Source organism: Allobosea sp. BK604 (assembly GCF_004341515.1).
Classification (GTDB): Bacteria; Pseudomonadota; Alphaproteobacteria; order Rhizobiales; family Beijerinckiaceae; genus Allobosea.
The window spans coordinates 285,472-305,965 of the sequence record NZ_SLZF01000003.1 but is presented as its reverse complement, the minus strand read 5'-3'; the positions used below and the strand labels follow the sequence as shown (position 1 = coordinate 305,965).

The 20,494-nt window shown below is 67.5% G+C and carries 21 protein-coding genes; 9 read left to right on the top strand and 12 right to left on the bottom strand.

Going from position 1 to position 20,494, the window contains the following annotated elements:
- Positions 1 to 54 precede the first annotated feature (54 nt).
- Both EV560_RS10885 and EV560_RS10880 read right to left on the bottom strand, forming a co-directional pair.
- Complete coding sequence (locus tag EV560_RS10885) at positions 55 to 1,353, bottom strand: aminotransferase class V-fold PLP-dependent enzyme (RefSeq protein ID WP_248311992.1); 1,299 nt, start codon at positions 1,351 to 1,353, stop codon at positions 55 to 57.
- 258 nt (positions 1,354 to 1,611) lie between these two features.
- Positions 1,612 to 2,766 carry a trans-sulfuration enzyme family protein gene (locus tag EV560_RS10880; RefSeq protein ID WP_131855774.1) on the bottom strand — a complete coding sequence of 385 codons (1,155 nt, stop codon included), beginning with the start codon at positions 2,764 to 2,766 and terminating at the stop codon, positions 1,612 to 1,614.
- A 112-nt stretch (positions 2,767 to 2,878) separates the two neighbouring features.
- Here EV560_RS10880 and EV560_RS10875 point away from each other — a divergent pair, with 112 nt between their 5' ends.
- Positions 2,879 to 3,376 (top strand): TspO/MBR family protein, encoded by a 498-nt coding sequence (locus tag EV560_RS10875; protein WP_248311991.1) that lies wholly within the window; start codon positions 2,879 to 2,881, stop codon positions 3,374 to 3,376.
- Between the two features lie 18 nt (positions 3,377 to 3,394).
- Here the strand turns inward: EV560_RS10875 and EV560_RS10870 are convergent, their stop codons facing one another.
- The 3 genes from EV560_RS10870 to EV560_RS10860 all read right to left on the bottom strand — a co-directional run bounded on the left by EV560_RS10870 (position 3,395) and on the right by EV560_RS10860 (position 5,284).
- Positions 3,395 to 3,769 carry a response regulator gene (locus EV560_RS10870; RefSeq protein WP_131855773.1) on the bottom strand — a complete coding sequence of 125 codons (375 nt, stop codon included), beginning with the start codon at positions 3,767 to 3,769 and terminating at the stop codon, positions 3,395 to 3,397.
- Between the two features lie 3 nt (positions 3,770 to 3,772).
- Positions 3,773 to 4,333, bottom strand: a complete 561-nt coding sequence (gene hpt, locus EV560_RS10865; protein WP_131855772.1) for a hypoxanthine phosphoribosyltransferase — start codon at positions 4,331 to 4,333, stop codon at positions 3,773 to 3,775.
- A 168-nt stretch (positions 4,334 to 4,501) separates the two neighbouring features.
- The gene (locus EV560_RS10860; protein WP_131856200.1) at positions 4,502 to 5,284 is read right to left on the bottom strand and encodes a zinc-ribbon domain-containing protein; all 783 of its coding nucleotides are present in this window, start codon (positions 5,282 to 5,284) and stop codon (positions 4,502 to 4,504) included.
- 268 nt (positions 5,285 to 5,552) lie between these two features.
- On the opposite strand from EV560_RS10860, the gene ftsE reads away from it, so the two are divergent.
- The 5 genes from ftsE (at position 5,553) to EV560_RS10835 (ending at position 9,329) form a co-directional block, all read left to right on the top strand.
- Positions 5,553 to 6,212 carry a cell division ATP-binding protein FtsE gene (gene ftsE, locus EV560_RS10855; protein ID WP_131855771.1) on the top strand — a complete coding sequence of 220 codons (660 nt, stop codon included), beginning with the start codon at positions 5,553 to 5,555 and terminating at the stop codon, positions 6,210 to 6,212.
- Positions 6,199 to 7,161 (top strand): cell division protein FtsX, encoded by a 963-nt coding sequence (locus EV560_RS10850; RefSeq protein WP_131855770.1) that lies wholly within the window; start codon positions 6,199 to 6,201, stop codon positions 7,159 to 7,161. Before ftsE ends, EV560_RS10850 begins: the two co-directional genes overlap by 14 nt.
- A gap of 194 nt (positions 7,162 to 7,355) precedes the next feature.
- Complete coding sequence (locus tag EV560_RS10845) at positions 7,356 to 8,045, top strand: YdcF family protein (RefSeq protein WP_248311990.1); 690 nt, start codon at positions 7,356 to 7,358, stop codon at positions 8,043 to 8,045.
- 51 nt (positions 8,046 to 8,096) lie between these two features.
- Entirely contained in the window at positions 8,097 to 8,849 is a 753-nt protein-coding gene (locus EV560_RS10840; protein ID WP_131855768.1) for a lysophospholipid acyltransferase family protein, read from the top strand.
- A gap of 90 nt (positions 8,850 to 8,939) precedes the next feature.
- Entirely contained in the window at positions 8,940 to 9,329 is a 390-nt protein-coding gene (locus tag EV560_RS10835) for a hypothetical protein (RefSeq protein ID WP_131855767.1), read from the top strand.
- A 77-nt stretch (positions 9,330 to 9,406) separates the two neighbouring features.
- On the opposite strand, the gene EV560_RS10830 is transcribed toward EV560_RS10835, so the two are convergent.
- Positions 9,407 to 9,742: a GIY-YIG nuclease family protein gene (locus tag EV560_RS10830; protein WP_131855766.1), complete on the bottom strand. Its 336-nt coding sequence runs from the start codon at positions 9,740 to 9,742 to the stop codon at positions 9,407 to 9,409.
- Positions 9,743 to 9,884: 142 nt separating this feature from the next.
- Here EV560_RS10830 and EV560_RS10825 point away from each other — a divergent pair, with 142 nt between their 5' ends.
- Positions 9,885 to 10,556 carry a DUF2239 family protein gene (locus EV560_RS10825; RefSeq protein WP_131855765.1) on the top strand — a complete coding sequence of 224 codons (672 nt, stop codon included), beginning with the start codon at positions 9,885 to 9,887 and terminating at the stop codon, positions 10,554 to 10,556.
- 68 nt (positions 10,557 to 10,624) lie between these two features.
- Positions 10,625 to 11,521 (top strand): alpha/beta fold hydrolase, encoded by an 897-nt coding sequence (locus tag EV560_RS10820; RefSeq protein ID WP_131855764.1) that lies wholly within the window; start codon positions 10,625 to 10,627, stop codon positions 11,519 to 11,521.
- A 56-nt stretch (positions 11,522 to 11,577) separates the two neighbouring features.
- Here the strand turns inward: EV560_RS10820 and EV560_RS10815 are convergent, their stop codons facing one another.
- Positions 11,578 to 12,141: a gamma-glutamylcyclotransferase gene (locus EV560_RS10815; protein WP_207907990.1), complete on the bottom strand. Its 564-nt coding sequence runs from the start codon at positions 12,139 to 12,141 to the stop codon at positions 11,578 to 11,580.
- A gap of 120 nt (positions 12,142 to 12,261) precedes the next feature.
- Here EV560_RS10815 and EV560_RS10810 point away from each other — a divergent pair, with 120 nt between their 5' ends.
- Positions 12,262 to 13,308, top strand: coding sequence for a DUF2125 domain-containing protein (locus EV560_RS10810; protein ID WP_165923411.1), 1,047 nt, complete (start codon positions 12,262 to 12,264; stop codon positions 13,306 to 13,308).
- A gap of 54 nt (positions 13,309 to 13,362) precedes the next feature.
- On the opposite strand, the gene rpoH is transcribed toward EV560_RS10810, so the two are convergent.
- The 5 genes from rpoH to hemC all read right to left on the bottom strand — a co-directional run bounded on the left by rpoH (position 13,363) and on the right by hemC (position 20,390).
- Entirely contained in the window at positions 13,363 to 14,259 is an 897-nt protein-coding gene (gene rpoH / locus EV560_RS10805) for an RNA polymerase sigma factor RpoH (protein WP_131855762.1), read from the bottom strand.
- A gap of 213 nt (positions 14,260 to 14,472) precedes the next feature.
- Positions 14,473 to 15,507, bottom strand: a complete 1,035-nt coding sequence (locus EV560_RS10800) for an RluA family pseudouridine synthase (protein WP_131855761.1) — start codon at positions 15,505 to 15,507, stop codon at positions 14,473 to 14,475.
- Between the two features lie 177 nt (positions 15,508 to 15,684).
- Complete coding sequence (locus EV560_RS36680) at positions 15,685 to 17,379, bottom strand: heme biosynthesis protein HemY (protein ID WP_131855760.1); 1,695 nt, start codon at positions 17,377 to 17,379, stop codon at positions 15,685 to 15,687.
- Positions 17,380 to 17,395: 16 nt separating this feature from the next.
- Positions 17,396 to 19,399, bottom strand: a complete 2,004-nt coding sequence (locus EV560_RS10790; protein ID WP_165923410.1) for a uroporphyrinogen-III synthase — start codon at positions 19,397 to 19,399, stop codon at positions 17,396 to 17,398.
- 43 nt (positions 19,400 to 19,442) lie between these two features.
- Entirely contained in the window at positions 19,443 to 20,390 is a 948-nt protein-coding gene (gene hemC / locus EV560_RS10785; protein ID WP_131855758.1) for a hydroxymethylbilane synthase, read from the bottom strand.
- Positions 20,391 to 20,494 lie beyond the last annotated feature (104 nt).

The following is a 20,494-nucleotide window of genomic DNA, read 5'->3' as shown; positions in this document are numbered from 1 at the left end:
GGCTGGAGCGCTTCCGCGCTTCTCTGACGCGCGGAAGCTGGCGATTGTGACGGCTCAGCCCGCCCGGTTGCCCGCGACCACGGCGAGGGCCGCGATGAAGCGGTCGAGATCGGCCTCCATGATATAGGGCGCCGGCGAGATGCGGATCGTGTCGCCCTTGGCGACGCCGCGGCGGCGGACCGTCATCACCTTGTGCTTGTCGCGAAGCTCCGCAACGATCGCGTTGGTCTCGGCCGCCGTGCGCCTGCCGGTCAGCGCGAAGGAGGTGATGCCGGCGACCATGCTCGGGTCGTCCGGGGTCTGGATCTCGACGCCCTTGATCTCGCGCGCCTTGGAGACCCAATAGTTGCGCAGGTGGCGATAGCGCGCCTCCTTGGCCTGCGGGCCGATCTCCTGGTGCAGCGCCAGCGCGGCGGGTACCGCGAGCTGGGCGGCGAAGTTCACCGTGCCGGTATGCAGGCGCGAGCGCACGTCGTCGGCCTTGAAGTCCTCGTCGCCCATATAGGTGTCGATATCGGCGAGGCGCTCCTTGTTGATGTAGAGCATGCCGACCCCGAGCGGCGCGCCGATCCACTTGTGCAGGTTGAAGCCGATGAAGTCGATGCCGAGGTCCTTGGCCTGGAAATCGACCTGGCCCCAGCTATGGGCGGCATCGAGGATGACGTCGGCGCCGCGCGCCTTGGCCATGGCGGCGAGCTCCTTGACCGGCATCATCAGGCCGGTGCGGTGGCTGATATGGGTCAGCAAGAGAAGCTTGGTCTTTGGATTCGCCTTGAGCGCGGCGTCATAGGCATCGAGCACGGCCTGGCGGGTGGCGGGCTCGGGAATGGCGAATTTGACGACGTCGACGCCGCGGCGGCCCTTCAGCCAGTTCATCGCATATTGCATCGAGTCATAGTCGAGATCGGCGTAGAGGACGGTGTCGCCGGGCTTCAGCTTGTTGTAGCCGGAGATCAGCGCCTGCAGCGCCTCGGTCGCGCCGCGCGAGAGCGCGATCTCCTCGCGGGCAACGCCGAGGAAGGCGGCCAGCGGCGTGCGGACATCGTCGAGGTCCTTGCCGATCTTCGTGCGGGCATAGACCGTGTTCTCGAAATTCACGAAATCGGTCAGGCGCTTGTACTCGGTCTTCACCGGCTCGGACATGATGCCCCAATAGCCGTTCTCGAGGTTCACCATATCCGGCGTGACGCTGTAGAGGTTGCGCACGGCGGTCCAGTAGGCGGTGTCGCTGCCGGTATCGGTCGTCGGCAGAGCCGGCAAAACACGGGCGGATGCCGTGTTGGCCTGGGTCATCAGGGCAGCGGCGCCGAGGCCGAGCAGAAGCGCGCGGCGATTGGTCTCGATCACTTGCATGGTCGTCATCTCCTGCGGGAATGACGCCGAGCTAGCCGGGCGCTGTTTCAGCCCTGTGACGGATATCGGGGATAGGGACGGCAATTCGTCCCCCGAGCTCTCTTAGCGGTCGCGTGACGGCGCCTTCCCCCATCGGAGCGCTGCGATGTCGATATTCGGATAGGCGCGATCGGGCGTGGACACGCCCGATCGTCTCTCGATCTTCCCGCAACCGAGGAGTAACTTTGCCGGCTTAGGCTTGGCTGGGGGGCGGGGAGCCTAGGCGTGCCCGGCCTTCAGTGCCTGGTCGAGATCGGCGTAGAGATCCTCGACATCCTCGATTCCGGTCGAGAGGCGCAGGAGGTCGGTGGGGCAGGGCGTGCCGGCGCCCTCGATCGAGGCGCGGTGCTCGATCAGGCTCTCGACGCCGCCGAGCGAGGTGGCGCGCTTGTAGAGCTCGACATGCGCCGCCGCCTTGACCGCGGCCGCCTCGCCGCCGGTGACCTGGATCGAGAGCATGAATCCGAAGCCGCCTTCCATCTGGCGGGCGGCGATGTCGTGACCGGGATGCTGCGGCAGACCGGGATAGAGCACGCGCGCCACCAGCGGATGAGCCGAGAGCTTCTGGGCGAGTGTCATGGCGGAGGCGGACTGGCGCTCCTGGCGGACATGGAGCGTGCGCATGCCGCGCATCAGCAGATAGGCCTCGAACGGACCGAGAATGCCGCCCTGGCCCTTGCGGACCGTCCTGATCCGGTTCCAGAACTCATCATCCTCGCGGGCGCAGAGCGCGCCGGCGACGACGTCGGAATGGCCGTTCAGCACCTTGGTCGCGGCGTGCATGACGATGTCGGCGCCGAGCGTCAGCGGGCGGGTATGGACCGGCGAGGCGCAGGTCGAGTCGATTGCGAGCTTGGCGCCGGCGGCATGGGCGATCTCGGCGGCGCCGGCGATGTCCGTGATGGTCCAGAGCGGGTTCGAGGGCGTCTCGGCCCAGACTAGCTTGGTGACGCCCGGCTTCACCGCGGCCTTGAGCGCGGCGAGGTCGTCGGTCTCGACGAAATCGATCTTCAGGCCCCAGCGCGTCGCCTCGGTCAGCAGCCAGGAGCGCAGCGCCCAGTACATCACCTTGGAGGCGACGACATGGTCGCCTGGCGAAAGCGCCTGGAAGACGGCGGTTGCCGCCGCCATGCCCGAGCCGAACAGCAGCGCGCCGGCCTTGGCCTCTTCGAGCATGGCGAGCACGCTCTCTGCCTCGCGCGTCGTCTCGTTGTCGGGACGGCCATAGACGAAGCCGGAGGAATAGGCGTTGTCCTCGTCACGGATATAGGTCGTCGCGACATGGATCGGCGGCACGACGGCCTTCGTCACGGGGTCGACCTTGCCCATCGCCTGGGCGGCGAGCGAACGGGGATGGAGCGGGCGCTTGGGCATGGGGCGATCCAGATCGTCTACTATAATGGACGTTTCATCTCATTTCGTGCAGGCCAGCGCAAGCGGCGAGGCCTGCCCCCAGCGCAGATACGGCCTCTGCCGGGAACATGGAATGGCCCTCGGCGTTGGCGCGTGCATGTCGTTCCTGCTCGCCGCCCTCATCGCCATCCTGCCGGTCACAGCCGCTTCGCTGCTCGGCAGCGCCGCCACGCTGCCGCAGATTCCGACATGGTATGCAAGCTTGGCGAAACCGCCATTCAATCCGCCGAACTGGCTGTTCGCGCCGGTCTGGACGGCGCTCTACGCCATGATGGCGCTGGCGGTCTTCCGGATACTGCGGCTGCCGCCGGGTAGACCGGGACGCGGCGGCGCGCTCGCTGCCTATCATCTCCAGCTCGGGATGAACCTGCTCTGGTCCTTCGCCTTTTTCGCGCTGCAGAATCCGCCGGCGGGGCTCGCCGTGATCCTGCCGCTCCTGATCATGATCCTGGTGACGATCAGATTGTTCATGCCGCTCGACAGGGTCTCAGCCGGTCTGCTCTGGCCCTATGCTGCCTGGGTGGCATTCGCGACGCTGCTCAACCTGTCGATCTGGTGGCTGAATCGCTAGCTCGAAAATGCCCTAGCTTCAGCCGATCGAGCGTTCGATCACCCGCATCACCGTGGCGCGCAGGTCGGCGATGGCGAAGGGCTTTGTCATCACCTCCGAGACGATCGCCTCCAGGCTCTTGGCCCGCTCGCGCTGCTCGGCATAGCCGGTCATCAGCATGATCGTGAGATCCGGAAATTCCTGCTTGGCGGCGAGCGCGAGCGCGATCCCGTCCATCAGCGGCATGCGGATATCGGTGAGCAGAAGGTCGAAGCGGCCTTTCTCGGCGATCAGGATATCGAGCGCCTCGGCGCCATCCGCCGCCGTCAGGCAATCGTGCCCGTCCAGCGACAGGCCGCGCGCGACCAGCGCCCGCACAGCCTCCTCATCATCGACCACGAGAATACGCGACATGGTTCAGATCCCGGGCAGGCCGGCCTGGTCGGCCGTCTCGATGACGCCGACATAGGGCAATTGCCGATAGGAATGGGCGACATCCATGCCGTAGCCAACGACGAAATAATCCGGGCAGTCGAAGCCGACATATTCGGCCTGGATATTGACGGCCCGTTTGCCGGGCTTTTCCAGCAGCACGACGCTCGAAACCTTCTTGGCGCCGCGCGCGGCAAGCAGGTCCTTGGCGAAGGCCAGGGTCCGGCCGGATTCGAGGATGTCGTCGACCAGCAGCACCTCGCGCCCGCGCACGTCGCTCTGCACGTCGCGCAGGATCTCGACCTGCCCCGACGAAATCGTGGCGGCGCGATAGCTGGAGAGATGGACGAACTCGACCTGCGGCGTCATGCCGGCACGATGCATGGCGCGGATCAGGTCGGCGACGAACATGAAGGAGCCCTTCAGCACCGCGACCACGAGCAGATCGGGCGGCGAGACCGCGGCGATGGCCTTGGCCATCTCCTCGTTGCGGCGTGCGATCGCCTCCTCCTCGTAGAGCACCCGGATACGCTGGGCCTGCGACATCTCGTTCACGTCCTTTCAGGCCGCGCTGGTCCATCCAGGCGGCCCCATGGCGTAGAAGCTACGCGTTTCAGTCTTGATCGCTGGTTTATACGATCCCGTCCGGCGGGATAGTGTGGCGATTGTGCCCTGGGGACAAGCGTGGCCTGGGCTTAAGCTTTATGCGGCGGGTCAGTGCGCGTTGGCGAGCCCGGTCGGCTTGGTCGAGGTGAAGCGGACCTGAACGGATTGCCCGTTCTCCGGCGGCGTCGCGAGCCGTGCCCGGAAGCGGACGAGTTCCGAGGGTTCCAGACGTTCGCGCGGCGGCTCGGTGGTCCAGGTGTAGAGGACCTGATTGGCCGCGTCCTTCACCGAGATCTCGATCAGTGGCACCTCGGTGGTGCTGCGGGTGATGTTGGTGACGTCGCCCTCGACTACGAGGAAACGTCCCTGCAGGTCCTGCACCAGGCCGCTCTCGACGCTGGTCAGGGTCAGGCCGCGAATGTTGACGGGCAGGCCGAGTGTCTCGAACACCACGGCGAGCTGGGGCGCGGTGCGCACCGCGAAATCGCGCTTCCAGGCGAGAAGGCCGAGCACCGCCACTCCGCCAAGCGCGAGCGCGACCGGCATCCCCAGATTTCGCAGCCGTGTCGTCAGCGGTGGGCGCGGCGTGCTGTCGCGGCCCTTGCGCCGCCGGCGCGCGGAAGGAGGCGGGGGCGGTTCGGCCTCGGCGGCGCGTTCTGCCGTCAGCGCGGAGACCTGGTCGTCGATCTCGGCGGCACGGCGCAATTCCTCGTCGAGCAGGGCGGCGGTCTCCTCGCTGCTCGGAGCTTCCGGGAAGGCCGGGAATTCCGGCGGCGGCTCGACATGCCAGAGCGCCTGGCAGCTGGCACAGCGCACCTTGCGCCCGGTCTCGCCGAGCTTGGCGGCATCGAGCTCATAGCGGCTGGCGCATGAGGGGCAGGTGATCAGCATGGTCTGAACGCGTTCCGCTTCGACATGGCGCTGGCCCGCTGCCAGCCTTCACCGCGACGAGGGACGGTTCAAGCCTTCAGCCACGCGGACGGGCGCGTGACCGCCATTGGCGCAAGTTATGGTTAACGCCTCGTGAAGAACTCTGCCCCATGCTGGTCAAACTGACCTTGCAGGGCTTTCCGTCCATCGCGGCTTGCGGTGTAGGATCGTGTCGGGGATTCGGGGGATAGCCGGCAGGCGGGTTGAAGAGAGAGCTGGGGAACAAGGCTTGGTTCGGTTCGAGAATGTCGGCCTGCGATATGGCATGGGCCCGGAGGTGCTGAAGGATATCAACTTCAGCATCGCGCCACGCTCGTTCCAATATCTCACCGGGCCGTCCGGCGCGGGCAAGACGACGCTGATCCGGCTGATCCTGATGGCGCTGAAGCCGACGCGCGGGTTGGTCAACCTCTTCGGCCAGGACGTCTCGCGGCTCGATCCGGCGACGCTGACCGCCTTCCGCCGCCGCATGGGCGTGGTCTTCCAGGATTTCCGCCTGCTCGACCACCTCACCGTCTATGAGAACGTGGCACTGCCGCTGCGCGTGCTCGGCAAGGAGGAGGCGAGCTATCGCGCCGAGGTCGTCGAGCTGCTGCGCTGGGTCGGGCTTGGCGAGCGCATGCACGCGGTGCCGACCGTGCTTTCCGGCGGCGAGAAACAACGCGCCGCGATTGCGCGCGCCCTGATCGGCCGGCCGGAGTTGCTGCTCGCCGATGAGCCGACCGGCAATGTCGATCCCAATCTCGGCCGGCGCCTGCTCAGGCTGTTCATGGAGCTGCAGCAGCTCGGCACCGCCGTGGTGATCGCCACCCATGATCTCGCGCTGATGGAGCTCTACGACGCGCCGCGCCTCGTCCTCGCCGATGGACATTTGCATGTCGACGCCTGAGACGGAGGAGAACGACAGCGAGCAGGGCGAGCGCGGCCTGCCGCCGAACCTGAGGCGCGACCAGCCGCTCGTACCGGTCGATTCTGCCGCCGGGCGGGCGCTCGTCGCGGTGATCGCGATCCTGACCTTCCTCGCCTCGCTCAGCGCCGGCGCGGCCGTGCTGACGGCGCGGGCCTCCGAGCAATGGCGCGGCGCCGTCGCCAACGAGATGACGATCCAGGTCCGTCCGGATTCGCGCCGCAATATCGAGGCCGATGTCGCCCGCGCCGTCGAGATGGCCCAGGGCGTCGCCAGCATCGGCGAGGTGAGGGCGGTCCCCAAGGCCGAGTCGGACAAGCTGCTCGAGCCATGGCTCGGCGCCGGGCTCGACCTCGTCGAGCTGCCGGTGCCGCGGCTGATCGTGCTCAGGCTGAAAGGCGCGCCAGGCGCCGATCTTGCTGCCTTCAAGGACAACTTGCGCCGGGAGGTGCCGACTGCGAGCCTGGACGATCATCGGCTCTGGCTGCGGCGGCTCTCGACGATGGCCAATACGATCATTCTCGCGGGCGTCGCGACCGTGCTGCTGGTGCTGACGGCGGCAGCGCTCGCCATCGCCTTCGCCACGCGCGGGGCGATGGCGGGCAGCCGCGACAGCGTCGAGGTGCTGCATCTCGTCGGTGCCGACGACGCCTTCATCGCCCGCGAATTCCAGAGCCGCTTCGTCCGGCTCGGCCTGAAAGGCGGCGGGGCGGGTGGTCTCGCAGCGATCGTCGCGATTGCGCTGCTCGGCTGGTTCACCTCGCGCTGGAGCGCGGCGCCGGAATCGGAGCAGCTCCAGGCGCTGTTCGGCGCCTTCGAGATCGGCTGGTCCGGCTATGCGGTGGTGCTGCTGGTGGCGGTCATCGTCGCCGCGATCGCCGGGTTGGTCTCGCGCTTCACCGTGCGACATTATCTGGGGGTGCTGACATAAACCGTTAAGCTCTAGGGCCGGGCGGGCTTTTCATGCCGCTCTTATGCCCGAATGCCGGTTTAGTTGGGCAAGACATGGCGATGACCGAAAGCAGGCAAAGGCATGGGGAACTGGCGATAGGCACGGGCGACAGCGCGGCCATCCCAGCTGCGCGGGCCAGGAAGAGCTCCGTCAGGGCCTGGGTCCTGCGTCTGATGCTTGCGGTGGGCCTGGCGCTGATAGCGGGCTTCGTGATCGGCTATGTCCGCTTCGCCTCGGGGCTCGAGCCACGCGAACCTGTTTCGGTGCCGCGCACCGATGCGATCGTGGTCGTCACCGGCGGCTCGCAGCGTATCGGCGATGCGATCGGCCTGCTCGGCGCCGATCGCGGCTCGCGCCTGCTGATCAGCGGCGTCAATGAGAAGACCGGCCGCGAGGAACTGGCCAAGCTCAATCCTTCGTCGCGCGAATTGCTCGCCTGCTGCGTCGATCTCGACTATCGCGCCCGCAACACCATCGGCAACGCGATCGAGACCCGGCGCTGGGTGCGCCAGCACGGCTTCCGCTCGCTGCTGCTGGTGACCTCGAACTATCACATGCCGCGCACGGCAGCCGAATTCCGCCATGCGATGCCGGGCGTGCGCATCGTGCCGCATCCGGTCGTGACCGAGCAGATCGATACGTCCGGCTGGTGGAACGAATGGCGCACCGCGAAGGTGCTCGTGCCGGAATATGCCAAATACCTCGCTTCAAAGCTGCGCAGCGCATTGGAGGACGATCCCGAGACCTCGCGGCTGTCGGTGATCGTCGGCGGGCGCAAGCCGGTCTCGCCGAAGCCGCCCGATGCGCTCGGACCGGCGCATGAAAAGCGGAGCCGGGCCGAGGCTGGCCAGCGCCCGGGCTGAACTGCCCCGACAACGCTTGACGCGGGCCGCGCGCCGGGCTCTTTGCCCGCCATGCTCGCGCTACGCTCTCTCCTCATCACCGGCCTGTTCTATGTCAACCTGACGCTGTGGCTGATCTTCGCGGCGGTGCCGTCGATCCTGCTGCCGCCGCGCTACCTGCTTGCCATTGCCACCGCCTGGGTCAGGAGCACGCTCTGGCTCCTGCGCGTCGTTGTGGGGCTGCGTTACGAGTTCACTGGACTCGAGAACATCCCGCCGGGCGGCATCATCGTCGCGGCGAAGCACCAATCCACCTGGGAGACGCTGGCGCTCGTGACCATCGTCCGCGACCCCGTCTTCATCCTGAAGCGCGAGCTGACCTGGATTCCGTTGTTCGGCTGGTGCCTGAAGAAGCTCAGGATGATCCCGGTCAATCGCGGTGCGCGTTCGAAGGCGCTGGTCGACGTGATGCGGCGCGCGCGCGTCGAGCTCGGCGAGAAGGGCCGCCAGCTGCTGATCTTCCCGGAGGGCACGCGCCGTCCGGCCGGCGCGCCGCCGGCCTACAAGACCGGCGTGATGCATCTCTACCACGATCTCGGCGTGCCCTGCGTGCCGGTCGCGCTCAATTCCGGGCTGTATTGGCCACGCCGCGGCTTCCTGCGCTGGCCGGGGACGATCCGAGTCACGATCATGGAACCGATTCAGCCCGGCTTGCCGAAGGAAGAGTTCCAGGCCCTGCTGCAGCAGCGGATCGAGACGGAAAGCGACCGGCTGCTCGCCATTGGCCGGGCCGAGCTCGCGGCGCTCGGATACAAGGGCGCCTGAGGCGGGGGCCTGCTGACATGTCCTGACAGGGGCGCACTTGACTTGCGGCTGCTTCGTTCTCATTTTGTTCGAGAACAAAGGAGCAACGCAATGGCTGCCCTGGCTTATCAGATCTCGCTGGATTTCGACGCCGTTCAGGAGCCCGTCGCGCGCGAAATGCCGCTGCGGAGCACGGCGGGGCTGGCCGAGCGCCGCTTCACCGCCTGGCGCGGCCGCTCGGGCCGGCGCTTTGTCGCCTCGGTCTTCTCGATCACCGATGATCACGCGCTCGGCTTCAGCGACGCGGTGCTGCTCGCGGTCTCGGCCGAGCGGCGCATCATCGCCGCGCGCGAGAGCGGGCCCTTCGGCATCGAGGCCGCCCTGACCCGCTGGCGCCGTTCGGTTGCGATGGCAGGCGCGACCGAGATCCATGTTCATCTGCTGGCCGAGGATGGGCTCACCCGCCGCGCCGCACTGCTCGACCTGATGCCGGAGGTCTGAGGTCCCGAGTTCCAATGGGCCTTGCCGTCATGCTCGCCTTTTTGGGCGAGCATGACGAGAAACAATGGTCGCGACGCTCAAACCGCGTTTGCGACCAATTTTTCGCGCCAATAGGAAGCTCGTTCCTTCAATTTCGCGGCGCGTATGTAAGGCGATTCTTCATCTTCCAGCTTTTCCAGGACCTCAAAGCTGAATTGTGCCTCGCCATGTCTGCGCCAAGCCTCGAGCAGCTTCTTGTGAGGATTCACGCCCTGTCGCAGCGTGAACCATAGGCGGGTCTGGATGGTCTCGATGTCGGGCCATTGTCCGACCCACGCTTCGCCCGACGTCTCGCAGCGAACCAGATAGATTCCGCCGACGATCTTACGTTCTTTGTAGGCAGCAATGGCTGCCCTGCGTGCCTCGCGCTGCATCCCGTCACTCCTTTCAACCCGTCGCGACACGATGCGGCGTCGTCTCGCTCAGAAGGATCCTCGGGATCAATATTACACGGGTATTATTGACGCAAGATTTTTATCCGGGTATTAAATGTCATCGATCCTTGGTGCCATGCGCATGTCCAACCCTCTCTCGAAACCTTGCACGGCCTTTGGCGGCCAGCGGCAATTGTCGTCCGGCCCGCTGATCGAAGTGGCTCTTGCCGTCAAAGCGGCAACAGAAAGAGACCCTTCGATCATGATCCTTGTCTTCGACGACATGACAGGCCGCGTGATCGATCTGGATCTACGCGGCACCAAGGCCGACATTATCGAGAGGCTATCCCGGCCACCCCAGACGTCTGCCGCGCACTATCGGCCCCGCCCAGGCGAGATGTCCGAGCTCGCGAAGGATGAGATTTCCGAAGCGAGAGGTCGAGGACGGCCAAAACTGGGGGTCGTCCCGCGCGAGGTGACATTGTTGCCGAGACATTGGGATTGGCTGGCCGAACAGCCGGGCGGTGCGTCCGCCTCTCTGAGAAGGCTGGTGGACGAGGCGCGGCGGACCGGCGGAACGCGACAGCAGCGCCGTGCCGCCCAGGAGGCGGCCTATCACTTCATGCTGGCGATAGCCGGTGATCTACCGGGCTATGAGGAGGCGACCCGCGCCCTCTTTGCTGATGATCGCTCCAGGCTGGCGCAATGGATTGCGGCGTGGCCGGACGACATCCGGGCGCATGTCCTGCATCTGGCGTTCGGCCCGAAAGACGCTTCGCGCGACAAGCTGGATCGCGGAAAGAAAGCGCCGTGAGAGGGGCCACAAGGTCGAGGACACGCGCCTTCCCTTGAATGAACTCCAGCCTCCGGCTTCACCCGACCATGAACACTGTGCACGCCAACGGTATCGAACTGGCCTATGACAGCTTCGGCGACAAGACCAACGAAGCGATCCTGCTGATTGCCGGGTTGGGCACGCAAATGATTCGATGGACGGCTCCGTTCTGCGAAGAACTCGCGGCGCGCGGCTACCGCGTGATCCGTTTCGACAACCGTGACGCAGGCTGTTCGACGCATTTCAGCCAATGCCCTCCGCCCGATTTCGGCGCCCTGGCGGCTATGCTCATGGCGGGACGACGACCAAGCGTTCCCTATAGCCTCCATGACATGGCTGCGGACGCAATCGGCCTGCTTGATGGTCTTTCCATTGATCGGGCGCATGTCGTCGGTCGCTCGATGGGCGGCATGGTCGCGCAGATCATGGCAAGCGAGCATCCCGGGCGGGTCCTGTCCCTGACGTCGATCATGTCGAGCACGGGCAATCCGGAGCTTCCGCAAGCCGCGCCCGACATCATGGCGATGATGACGCGCCCCGCACCCAATCCTTTCTCCGACGAGCCGGGGTTTCTGGCGCACAGCCTCGACTTCGCGCAACGCATCTCCGGATCTCGGTACCTATTCGACGGCGAGGCTCACCGTCTGCTCGTTCTGGAAGAAGTCCGGCGTGCCTACGACCCCGGCGGCACCGGGCGACAGATCGCGGCGATGGCTGTCACCGGTGACCGTCGTTCACGGTTGGCTGCCATCACGGTGCCAGCCCTCATCGTGCATGGGATTGACGATCCGCTCGTTCTACCGGCCTGCGGCAGGGACACCGCCATGTCGATCCCAAATGCGGAGCTCATGCTGATCGACGGCATGGCGCATGATTTACCGCCCGCGCTTTATCGGACGATTGCCGAGGGGATTGACCAAACGGCTCGGCGAGCCGGACGTTGAAGCCGCCCAAATGTCGGCCGCTGGGAAAGCTTGCCCGACCATGACGGTCCGATGATCTAAAGCGGCGGGCGCGGGTGCGTCAGTCCGGGCGCCAGCTCCTCGGCGAGCTGTGCGAGCACCGGATCAAAAATCCCCATCTTGTGCAGATGGTCATGGGTGCGCAGCACGTAGTCGGGGTTCTCGCCCGAGCTGCCGCGGCCCTGCCTCACCAGCTTGAGCAGTTCGGCCGCCGGCAGGCGCCCGGCATATTGCAGGTGCTTGCGGTCGGCGACATAGACCAGGGCCTTGACCTTGCGGCCGTCCTCCAGCGTCACCGGCAGATGCCGCTCGAGATAGACCGCGGTCGCCTGCTCGCGCTCGCGCAGATAGGCGATGGTCTGATCGGCATGATCGGCGGCGACGCGGAAGGCGAGGCCGCGGCAGGTTCCGCCACGATCGAGCCCGAGCACCAGGCCCGGCCGCTCCGGCGTGCCGCGGTGGACATGCGAGAAGACGCAGAGCGAGCGGTGATAGCCGTTCAGCTTGGCCGCGACGCTCTCCTCGAAGGGGAAGCCCGGCCGCCAGATCAGTGAGCCATAGCCGAAGACCCAGAGATCGCCGGCGCCTGCATCCGCAATCATCGTCATCCCACAATTTGGCCGTGAGGCCCTGCTTGATGGAGCGCAATCCGCGCCGTATTGGCGCTCATCCTGCTCGGGAGCTAACAATCCCGGCGCATTCACGCAATGGATCAGGCCTGCATGACCGCCCCCATCCCAGTGCGCCGCCGCAGCCGCTTCTGGCTCTACGCGCCCTTCGTCCTGATCGTGCTGGTCGCCGCCGGCTGGTCCGGCTTCTGGTTCTATGTGCAGGGGCAGGTGTCGCAGACGCTCGACAACGCGCTGGCACGCGAGGCGCAGGCCGGTCGGAACTGGACCTGCGCCGACCGCAGCCTCGGTGGCTATCCGTTCCGGATCGAGGTGCGTTGCTCGTCGCTGACCCTGACCTCGGCGCGCTGGGGCGATGCGGTGAACGTGCAGACCGGCCCGAGCGTCGCCATCGGCCAGATCTATACGCCGGGCCTCGCGATCCTGCAGGTCACCGGCCCGCTCCAGGCCAATCTGCCGGAGAGCCGCAAGCTGAACCTTGGCTGGAAGCAATTCGAGGCCAGCGTCGCGCTGACGCTGTCCGGCTTCGAGCGCCTGTCCATGGTGATGGCCGAGCCGAATGCGGTGCTGAGCCTGCCCGGCAGCGCCGACGAGACCTGGCGGGCTTCCGAGGTCGAGGTCCATCTCAGGCGCAACCCGACGCGGCCCGCCACCGACAATGTGATGGATATCGCGATCAGCGCCAAAGGATCGGTCCTGCCCCGGCTGGACGAGCTGCTCGGCAATACCCAGCCGGGTGATCTCGACCTGCAGGCCAGCGTGACGCAGTCGGTGGCATTCCGGCGCGGCTTCAATCCGGACTCGCTCGAGACCTGGCGCGCCGCCGGAGGCCAGTTCGAGCTGACCAAGCTCACATCGGTGAAAGGGGCGGTGCGCGCCGAGGCGAGCGGACGCCTGATGCTCGACTCCGCGCATCGCGCAGCCGGCGAGATCAATGCCGCCGTCGCAGGGATCGACCGCATTGGCGGCATGCAGGTCGGCGGGCTGATGTCCGGGCTCGGCGGACTCTTCGGCAACCGGCAATCGCAGGCGAGCAGCACGCCCGGGCTCACACCGATCCCGCCGCTTGTCCTGCGGGATGGCCGCTTCTATCTCGGGCCGCTTCGGCTGCCGATGCAGCCCTTGCAGCCGCTATACTGATCAAGAAAGGGGGCGGAAACCGCCCCCTTCGTATTCCTGCATCTGTGCCGGCGCTTACGCGGCCGGCAGGGCGGCGCGTGGCGCCTCGATCCGGCTTAGCGCCTTCTTGACCGCGTCCTGAACCTTCTCGAAGGCGCGGACCTCGATCTGACGGACGCGCTCGCGCGAGACGCCGAACTCCTCCGAAAGCTGCTCCAGCGTGATCGGATCATCGGCGAGGCGGCGGGCCTCGAAGATCCGGCGCTCACGCGGGTTGAGCACGGTCAGCGCCTCACGCAGCGCGGTGTGGCGGTTGTCGCTCTCCTCGGATTCGGCGAGGCGGCGCTCCTGGCTGTCGCTGTCGTCGACGAGCCAGTCCTGCCATTCGCCCTCACCCTCCTCGCGCAGAGGCGTGTTGAGCGAGGCGTCGCCGCCGAGACGGCGGTTCATGTCGACCACATCCTGCTCGTTGACGCCGAGCTTGGTGGCGATCTGCTTGACCTGGTCGGGACGCAGGTCGCCCTCGCCCAGCGCCGAGATCTTGCTCTTGGCCTTACGCAGGTTGAAGAACAGCTTCTTCTGGTTCGCGGTGGTGCCCATCTTCACCAGCGACCAGGAACGCAGGATGTACTCTTGAATCGAGGCCTTGATCCACCACATCGCATAGGTGGCCAGCCGGAAGCCCTTGTCGGGCTCGAAGCGCTTGACGGCCTGCATCAGGCCGACATTGCCTTCGGACACGACTTCGCCGATCGGCAGGCCGTAGCCACGATAGCCCATGGCGATCTTGGCGACGAGACGGAGGTGAGAGGTCACAAGCTTATGGGCCGCGTCACGGTCGCCATGCTCCCGCCAGCGCTTGGCGAGCATGTACTCCTGGCTCGGCTCCAGCATCGGAAACTTGCGGATCTCTTCGAGATATCTTGAAAGTCCGCCCTCGGCGGACATCACGGGCAGCGATGCAATCGCCATGCTCGTTCTCCTTTCCTGGCCCCCGCTTCGCGGCAGGCCAACCGCGCGAAGGACCCTCGCGCAAGTCTTGGATATGTGCCCGAACCAACTGATGAACCGTCTGGCGGTCGGGTCGGTTCCGGCAGCGCGGCGCCCCTTAAGCCATCCGCATCCCAGAATCCCATTATATGCGAATGGAGAAAGGCGGAAAGTGGGCAAACGAGCCAGATTGGCTCACAGACCCGCGAGTTCCGCTTGCAGTTTTGCAAAGTCTGCCGGTGGTTCCGACTCGAAATGCAGCTCTTCCTGCGTGATTGGATGGGCAAAGCCGAGCACGGCCGCATGCAGCGCCTGGCGGCCGAGCGCGGCCAGCGCCTCGCGGGCTCCTTCGGACAGGCGGCTGGCCTTGGTGGCGAAGCCGGAGCCGTAGAGCTGGTCGCCGAGCAGGGGGTGACCGATATGACTCAGGTGCACGCGGATCTGGTGGGTGCGGCCGGTCTCGAGCTGGCACTGGATCAGGCTTGCCAGCGCTTCCTGCTCCTCATGGCCCTTGAGAAGGGCCGGATAGCGCTCCAGCAGGCTGATATGAGTGATCGCCTCGCGGCCGCGACCTTCCGACACAACCGCCATCTTCTCGCGATTGCGGTTGGAGCGTTCGAGCGGGGCGTCGATCGTGCCGTGCATTCGGCGCGGCGCGCCCCAGACCAGCGCGAGATAGGCGCGCTCGAGCGGGCCGGTGCGGCCATGGTCGGCGAATTGCTTGGCCAGGCCCTGATGGGCCTTGTCGGTCTTGGCGACGACGAGCAGGCCGCTCGTATCCTTATCGAGCCGGTGCACGATGCCCGGTCGCCTGACGCCGCCGATGCCGGAGAGGCTGTCGCCGCAATGGGCGATCAGAGCATTGACCAGCGTGCCATCCTCATGGCCGCCGGCAGGATGGACGACGAGACCGGCCGGCTTGTCGATGACGATCAGGTACTCGTCCTCGTAGACGACATCGAGCGGGATATCCTGGCCGATCGGGGCAGCCGGCTTGGCCTCCGGCATGATCAGCGCCAGCGCATCGCCCTCGGCGACCTTGCGGCTGGGATCGCTGGCGACAGCGCCGTTCAGGCGCACGCCGCCCTCGCGAATCACCTGCTGAAGCCGCGCGCGCGAAATCTCACCGGCGAGCAGGGCTAGCGCCTTGTCGAGGCGGGTGCCGGCCTGCTCGGCGGTGACGAAGAGGGTGGTGCCTTCGGAACTGGGCGCGATCGGATCGGATTTCATGGCTACGCTATAAGCGGCGCGACGGTCCTCCGCACCCCATTTCGAAGGCCGAAACCGGGAAAGCAGAGCGCGGGCTCAGATCATCGGACCGAATATCGTTTCCGGCCCGACGATCGAGTTTCGTGTTCCCGCATCGGCCTTTCCCGAAAACCGTGATTCACGTTTCGGGCCGATGCTCTAGCCAAACAGCTTGAACCGGCCCTTCGCGGCCTCCTCAGATTGCGGTTCTTCCGGGCCGGGATCATCAGGCGCGTGCGAGACCGGGAAGATCACCGGAGACGGGCGAGCTTCGCGCTGGGCCGCGGGGGCGGGCGCAGGTTTCGATGCTTCGGTGACAGGCGCGGGCTCGGGCTCGGGCTTGGCTTCGACCTTGGCGGCGGGCACCGGCTCCGGCTTGGCCTCTGGTTTCGGCGCAGGCGGCGTCTCGACCGGTTCCGGCGCCGTCACGACGATCGGTGCCTGCTGCACGGGGGCCGGGGCGGGCTCGACGATCGGCGTCACCGTCTCGGCCTTGGCTTCAAGCAGCGGGGCCGAGCGATCGTCAAGATCGGCCAGGACGTCATCCTCGATGGTCGGGCCGGTGCTGGAGAGCGTCGCGGGCGGCACGGTCCAGACGAAGGCATCGAGCCGGCCGGAGATCGGCGAGACCGGCAGCCATTGATCCGAGACCAGCCCATCCGCCACCCAGGCGGCGTCGCGCGGCGCGCGGGTCGCGCGGGAGAGCCATTCGCGGACCTTGCCGGCCGCGCCGTGCTCGGCTTCTTCCAGCTCGGCCATCAGCAGGCAGGCGCGCACCGAGGCGCCTCCGGCGAGCAGGGGCTTCAGCACCTTGCGCGCCCTTGCGAAGTCGCGGGCGTGGATGGCGGCGCCGGCCAGCGCCAGCACGCCTTCCGGATCGGAGGGGCGCAGCTTGGCGAGCGTCTCGGCCCGGGAGAGCCGGTCCTGGGCGCTGTCGCCGGGGCGGACATCGAGATAGGCGGCGGCGATATCGGGATGCGAGGCTTCGCGCCAGGCAGCTTCCAGGAGCTTGGCTGCCTTGCGGACATCGCCGCGCTCGGAGAGCATGCGGCCGGCAAGAGCGGCGGCCGGCGTCAGCCCGGGTGCGAGCTTGACCGCTTCCAGCGCGGCGGCAAGCGCCTTCTCGGGCTCGCGGCCCTTGGCATCGAGCGCCTCGGCGGCGAGCAGCACGGCGCGCTGACGCTTGGCCTCGGCCTTCTCGGCGAGGCGCAGCGCGGCACGGCGCTCGACGGCGGTGCGGGCAGCCTGCCAATCGCCGGCGCTGGTGTGGAAATCGAGCAGCGCGTCATTGGCCCAGGCGAGCGAGGGCGAGCGGCGCACGGCATCATCGGCAAAGGCGCGGGCGGCGGCCATGTCGCCGCGGCGGCGCGCCTCGACGAAGAGACCGCGCAGGCCGAGCACGCGCGTCTCCGGCTTTTCCAGCATCGCCTTGAAGGCGGCTTCGGCCCGGCCGCGATCGCCGGAAAGCTGGGCGGATTGCGCTTCCAGCAGCAGGGTCAGCGGCTCGTTGCCGGCGAATTTGCGCGCATCCTGCGCATAGCGGCCGGCGGCGACGGGATCGCCGGCGCCGATCGCGACCATGCCACGCGACACGGCCTCGAAGCCGCGCGCCCGGCGACGCGAGCGCGAGGCGAAGCTGAAGGCCGAGGGCAGGCCGAGGATGAAGCGGATCAGCGTCCAGGCGATCATCACCAGGAAGGCGAGTATGACGACGGCGATCGCCGCGATCGCGACGGTGCTGCGATACTCGAGACCTTGCCAGACGACGAGCACCTGGCCGGGCCGGTCGGCGAGCCAGACCGCTCCGACCGCGAGGAGGGCGATGACGAACAGATAGAGCAATACGCGAACCATCGGACTCTATCCCCCGTCAGCCGCCGGCGCCGAGCGCGGCGACCGCATCTTGCGCGATCTTGGCGATGGCGGCATCTGCCGCCGCACGTTTTTGGAGCGCTTCGCCGAATGCGGCGCTGGCGCGGCGCGCCGGCTCTGGCAATTGCGTCCAGAGCGTCGCGGCCGTACCGATATTGTTGCGGGCGATGGCCGTTTCGAGCCGAATCACCAAGGTACCGGGGTCATTGTCCCCGGTATCGCCGACCGGGCGCACGCTGACGATCCGGCTGGCGAGGCCGAGCAGCTTATCCTGCCAGCTTGCCGCCTCCGGCGTCGTCTCACGCACGAACATGATCTGGTGGTCACGGAACTGCGTGAGCAGCGCGGCCTGCGTCGCAGCGCCGGTTGTCGCCACGGTCTGGAGCGCAGCGAGCCCTTCCGGCGCGCCGCCGCCCTTGGCGAGGGCCGCGACATCGCCGGCGAAGGGCTGGCCGGAGGCGATGGCGTTCTGAATGCGCTCGGCCAGGACGATCCGCGCCGCGGCCAGAGCCTGCGGGGTGGGCGTTGCGGCGGTCCTGGCGAGCGCCTCGACCGAGCCGAGCCGTTGGGTCAGGGCGTTGATCGCAGCGCTGTTGTCGGGCGTCTGCGCCTGCTGCGGGGCGTTGGCGAGCTCGGCCAGCCGAGAGGCGGCGGCCTGCGCCTCGGCTCCCGCCTTGACGGCTGCATCGGCGGCGGAGCTGGCCCTGCGGTCGACGGCCTGCAGGGCGGCGTCGGTCTTGCGTTCGAGCGCCTCGAGATTGGCGCGGGTCGGCAAGTTGGTGCCGGCGCTCTGCAGGGCGTCGATGCGGGTGCGCAGATCGGCGATCTGCCGGGCGCTCGTATCGGTATCGGGGCGGCCGAAGGCGAACAGGACGATGCCGGCGCCGATGACGCCGCCAACGAGACCGGCCAAGGCGAGCGCCGGCAGGGGCAGGCGCGGTAGCGCCGGCTGCTCCGGTGTCGCGGCCGCGGGGCCGGGCTGGGCGGTATCGGGGCCATCCGCCGACTTGGCGGGGTCGATCAGCGGCACGTCGCCGGCGGTTGGCACTTCCTGGGGCAGGGCCTCGGTCGGCAGCAGGGCTTCCGCTGCCGCTTCCGTCTCGACAGGCGAGGCCGATTCGGCCGTCGCCGCGGGAGTATCGTCCTTCGCCTTGAGCTCGATCGTCGGCGGCGTGCGTCTGGCGCGCCCGCGCGGCGTGGATGGTTTGTCCGGCTCGCTCATCGCGTCCCTATCCGTCTCGACGCCAGCCGGCGCGCTCGCGCCCTCTCTAGCATCTCCGATATTGCGATTGCGAGAAGACACTTGGTCGAGCGCGTCGAGCAAAGCTGCCTCTTCCGGATGCTCGGCGACGAGAACGGTGCTGGCGCCGGCGCTGATCAGCGGCGCCGCGACCTCGGCCGAAAGCGCGACATGGGTCAGCTCCAGCGCCGCTTCGCCGAGCCCGGCCTTGCGGGTGAGGTCGAGGAAGGTCTGGGCGCCGCGCGGCGAATAATGCAGCGCGGCCTCGGCCTCGCCGCTGCGCAGATGCGCCGCTGTTTCCTCGGGCAGGTTTGCGAGGGCTTCGGCCGCATAGGCGGTCCAGACCACGACTTCATAGCCGGCTTCGCCGAGCCGGGTCGGGACATCCTCGCGATGGTCCTTGCCGATCACCAGCAGCAGCCGGGCCGGCGCGGTGATGTTCTGGCGGATCAGCGCGATCAGGTCGTTGCGGTCGCCATCGGCGCTGCGCGCATCCTCGAAGCCCGCAGCACGGACCTTGCCGGCCGTGCGGGCGCCGACGGTGAATACCGGCAGCTCGCGCCAGGCGGCGGGCGCGTCGGCAAGCGAGGGCACCGCATTGCCGCTGGTCAGGACCAGCGCCGCGAAGCTGCCGTCCGGGGCCGGGTCGGCGCGGCGGACGATATCGAAGAGCGGCGTCACGATCGGCTCATGCCCATGCGCGCTCAGCGCCCGGGCGCTGCGTTCGGCATCCGCCTGCGGTCTGAACACGAATACGCGCATGCGGCCTCCTATGCTGGCGTCCGGCTTCGACGATAGAGCGATTTCATGAATAGATGCCAGCGGGCGCGCGCCGGCGCAGCGACCGGCCGAGCTCGGCGCCGAGCGCTGCCGCCTCGGCCACCGGGCCGCTGATGCTGTCCTCGACGGCAGCGCTGCCATCGGGCGCAAGCAGCAGGCCGCGCAAATGGAAGCGCTCGCCCGCGACCGTGGCGTGGCCGGCGATCGGCGTCCGGCAGGAGCCGTCGAGCTCGCCGAGGAAGGCTCGCTCTGCCGCGAGTGCGATGCCGGTCTCCCGGCACAAGATCGGGGCCAGCGCCTCGGTGGCGACAGGGTCTTCGCTGCGGGTCACGACCGCAATGGCGCCCTGGCCGACGGCCGGCAGGCAATCCTCGATGGCCAGGATGCCGCTGGCCTTGTCGGCGAGGCCGAGCCGCTTCAACCCGGCAAGGGCGAGCAAGGTGGCGTCGATCGTGCCGGCCGCGACCTTCTCCAGCCGGCTGCCGACATTGCCGCGCAGCAGGACGATCTCGAGATCGGGCCTTGCCCGCTTCAGGATGGCCTGGCGCCGCAGCGAGGCCGAGCCGACGATGGCGCCTTGCCGCAGGTCGGCGATTCCCGCGGCGCCGCGCGCGATCAGCGCGTCTCGCACGTCCTCGCGCGGCAGATAGCCGGCAATGACGAGCCCGTCCGGCAGCGTCGTCGGCAGGTCCTTGGCCGAATGGATGGCATAGTCGACGCGGCCGAGCAGCTGCGCCTGGTCGATCTCCTTGGTGAAGAGGCCCTTGCCGCCGGCCTCGGAGAGCGGCCGGTCGCGAATCGCATCGCCGGTGGTGCGGATGATGTCGAGCGGCAGTTCCGCCTTGGCCCAGCCATGCGCGCCTGCCAGGCGCTCGGCGAATTCATGGGCCTGCGCCAGCGCCAGCGGGCTGCCGCGCGTGCCGATGACGAAGCGGCCGGGCTGCCGTTCGTGAAGCGAAGCGATCTCACTCATGCCTTTGTGTCTTAACCCCAACCTTGACCGCCTGAAGGCGGCGCATCAGCCTCTTGGCCTTATGCTTCTAGCCGCACTATAGGAAGGAAAGCGCGATGTGATAG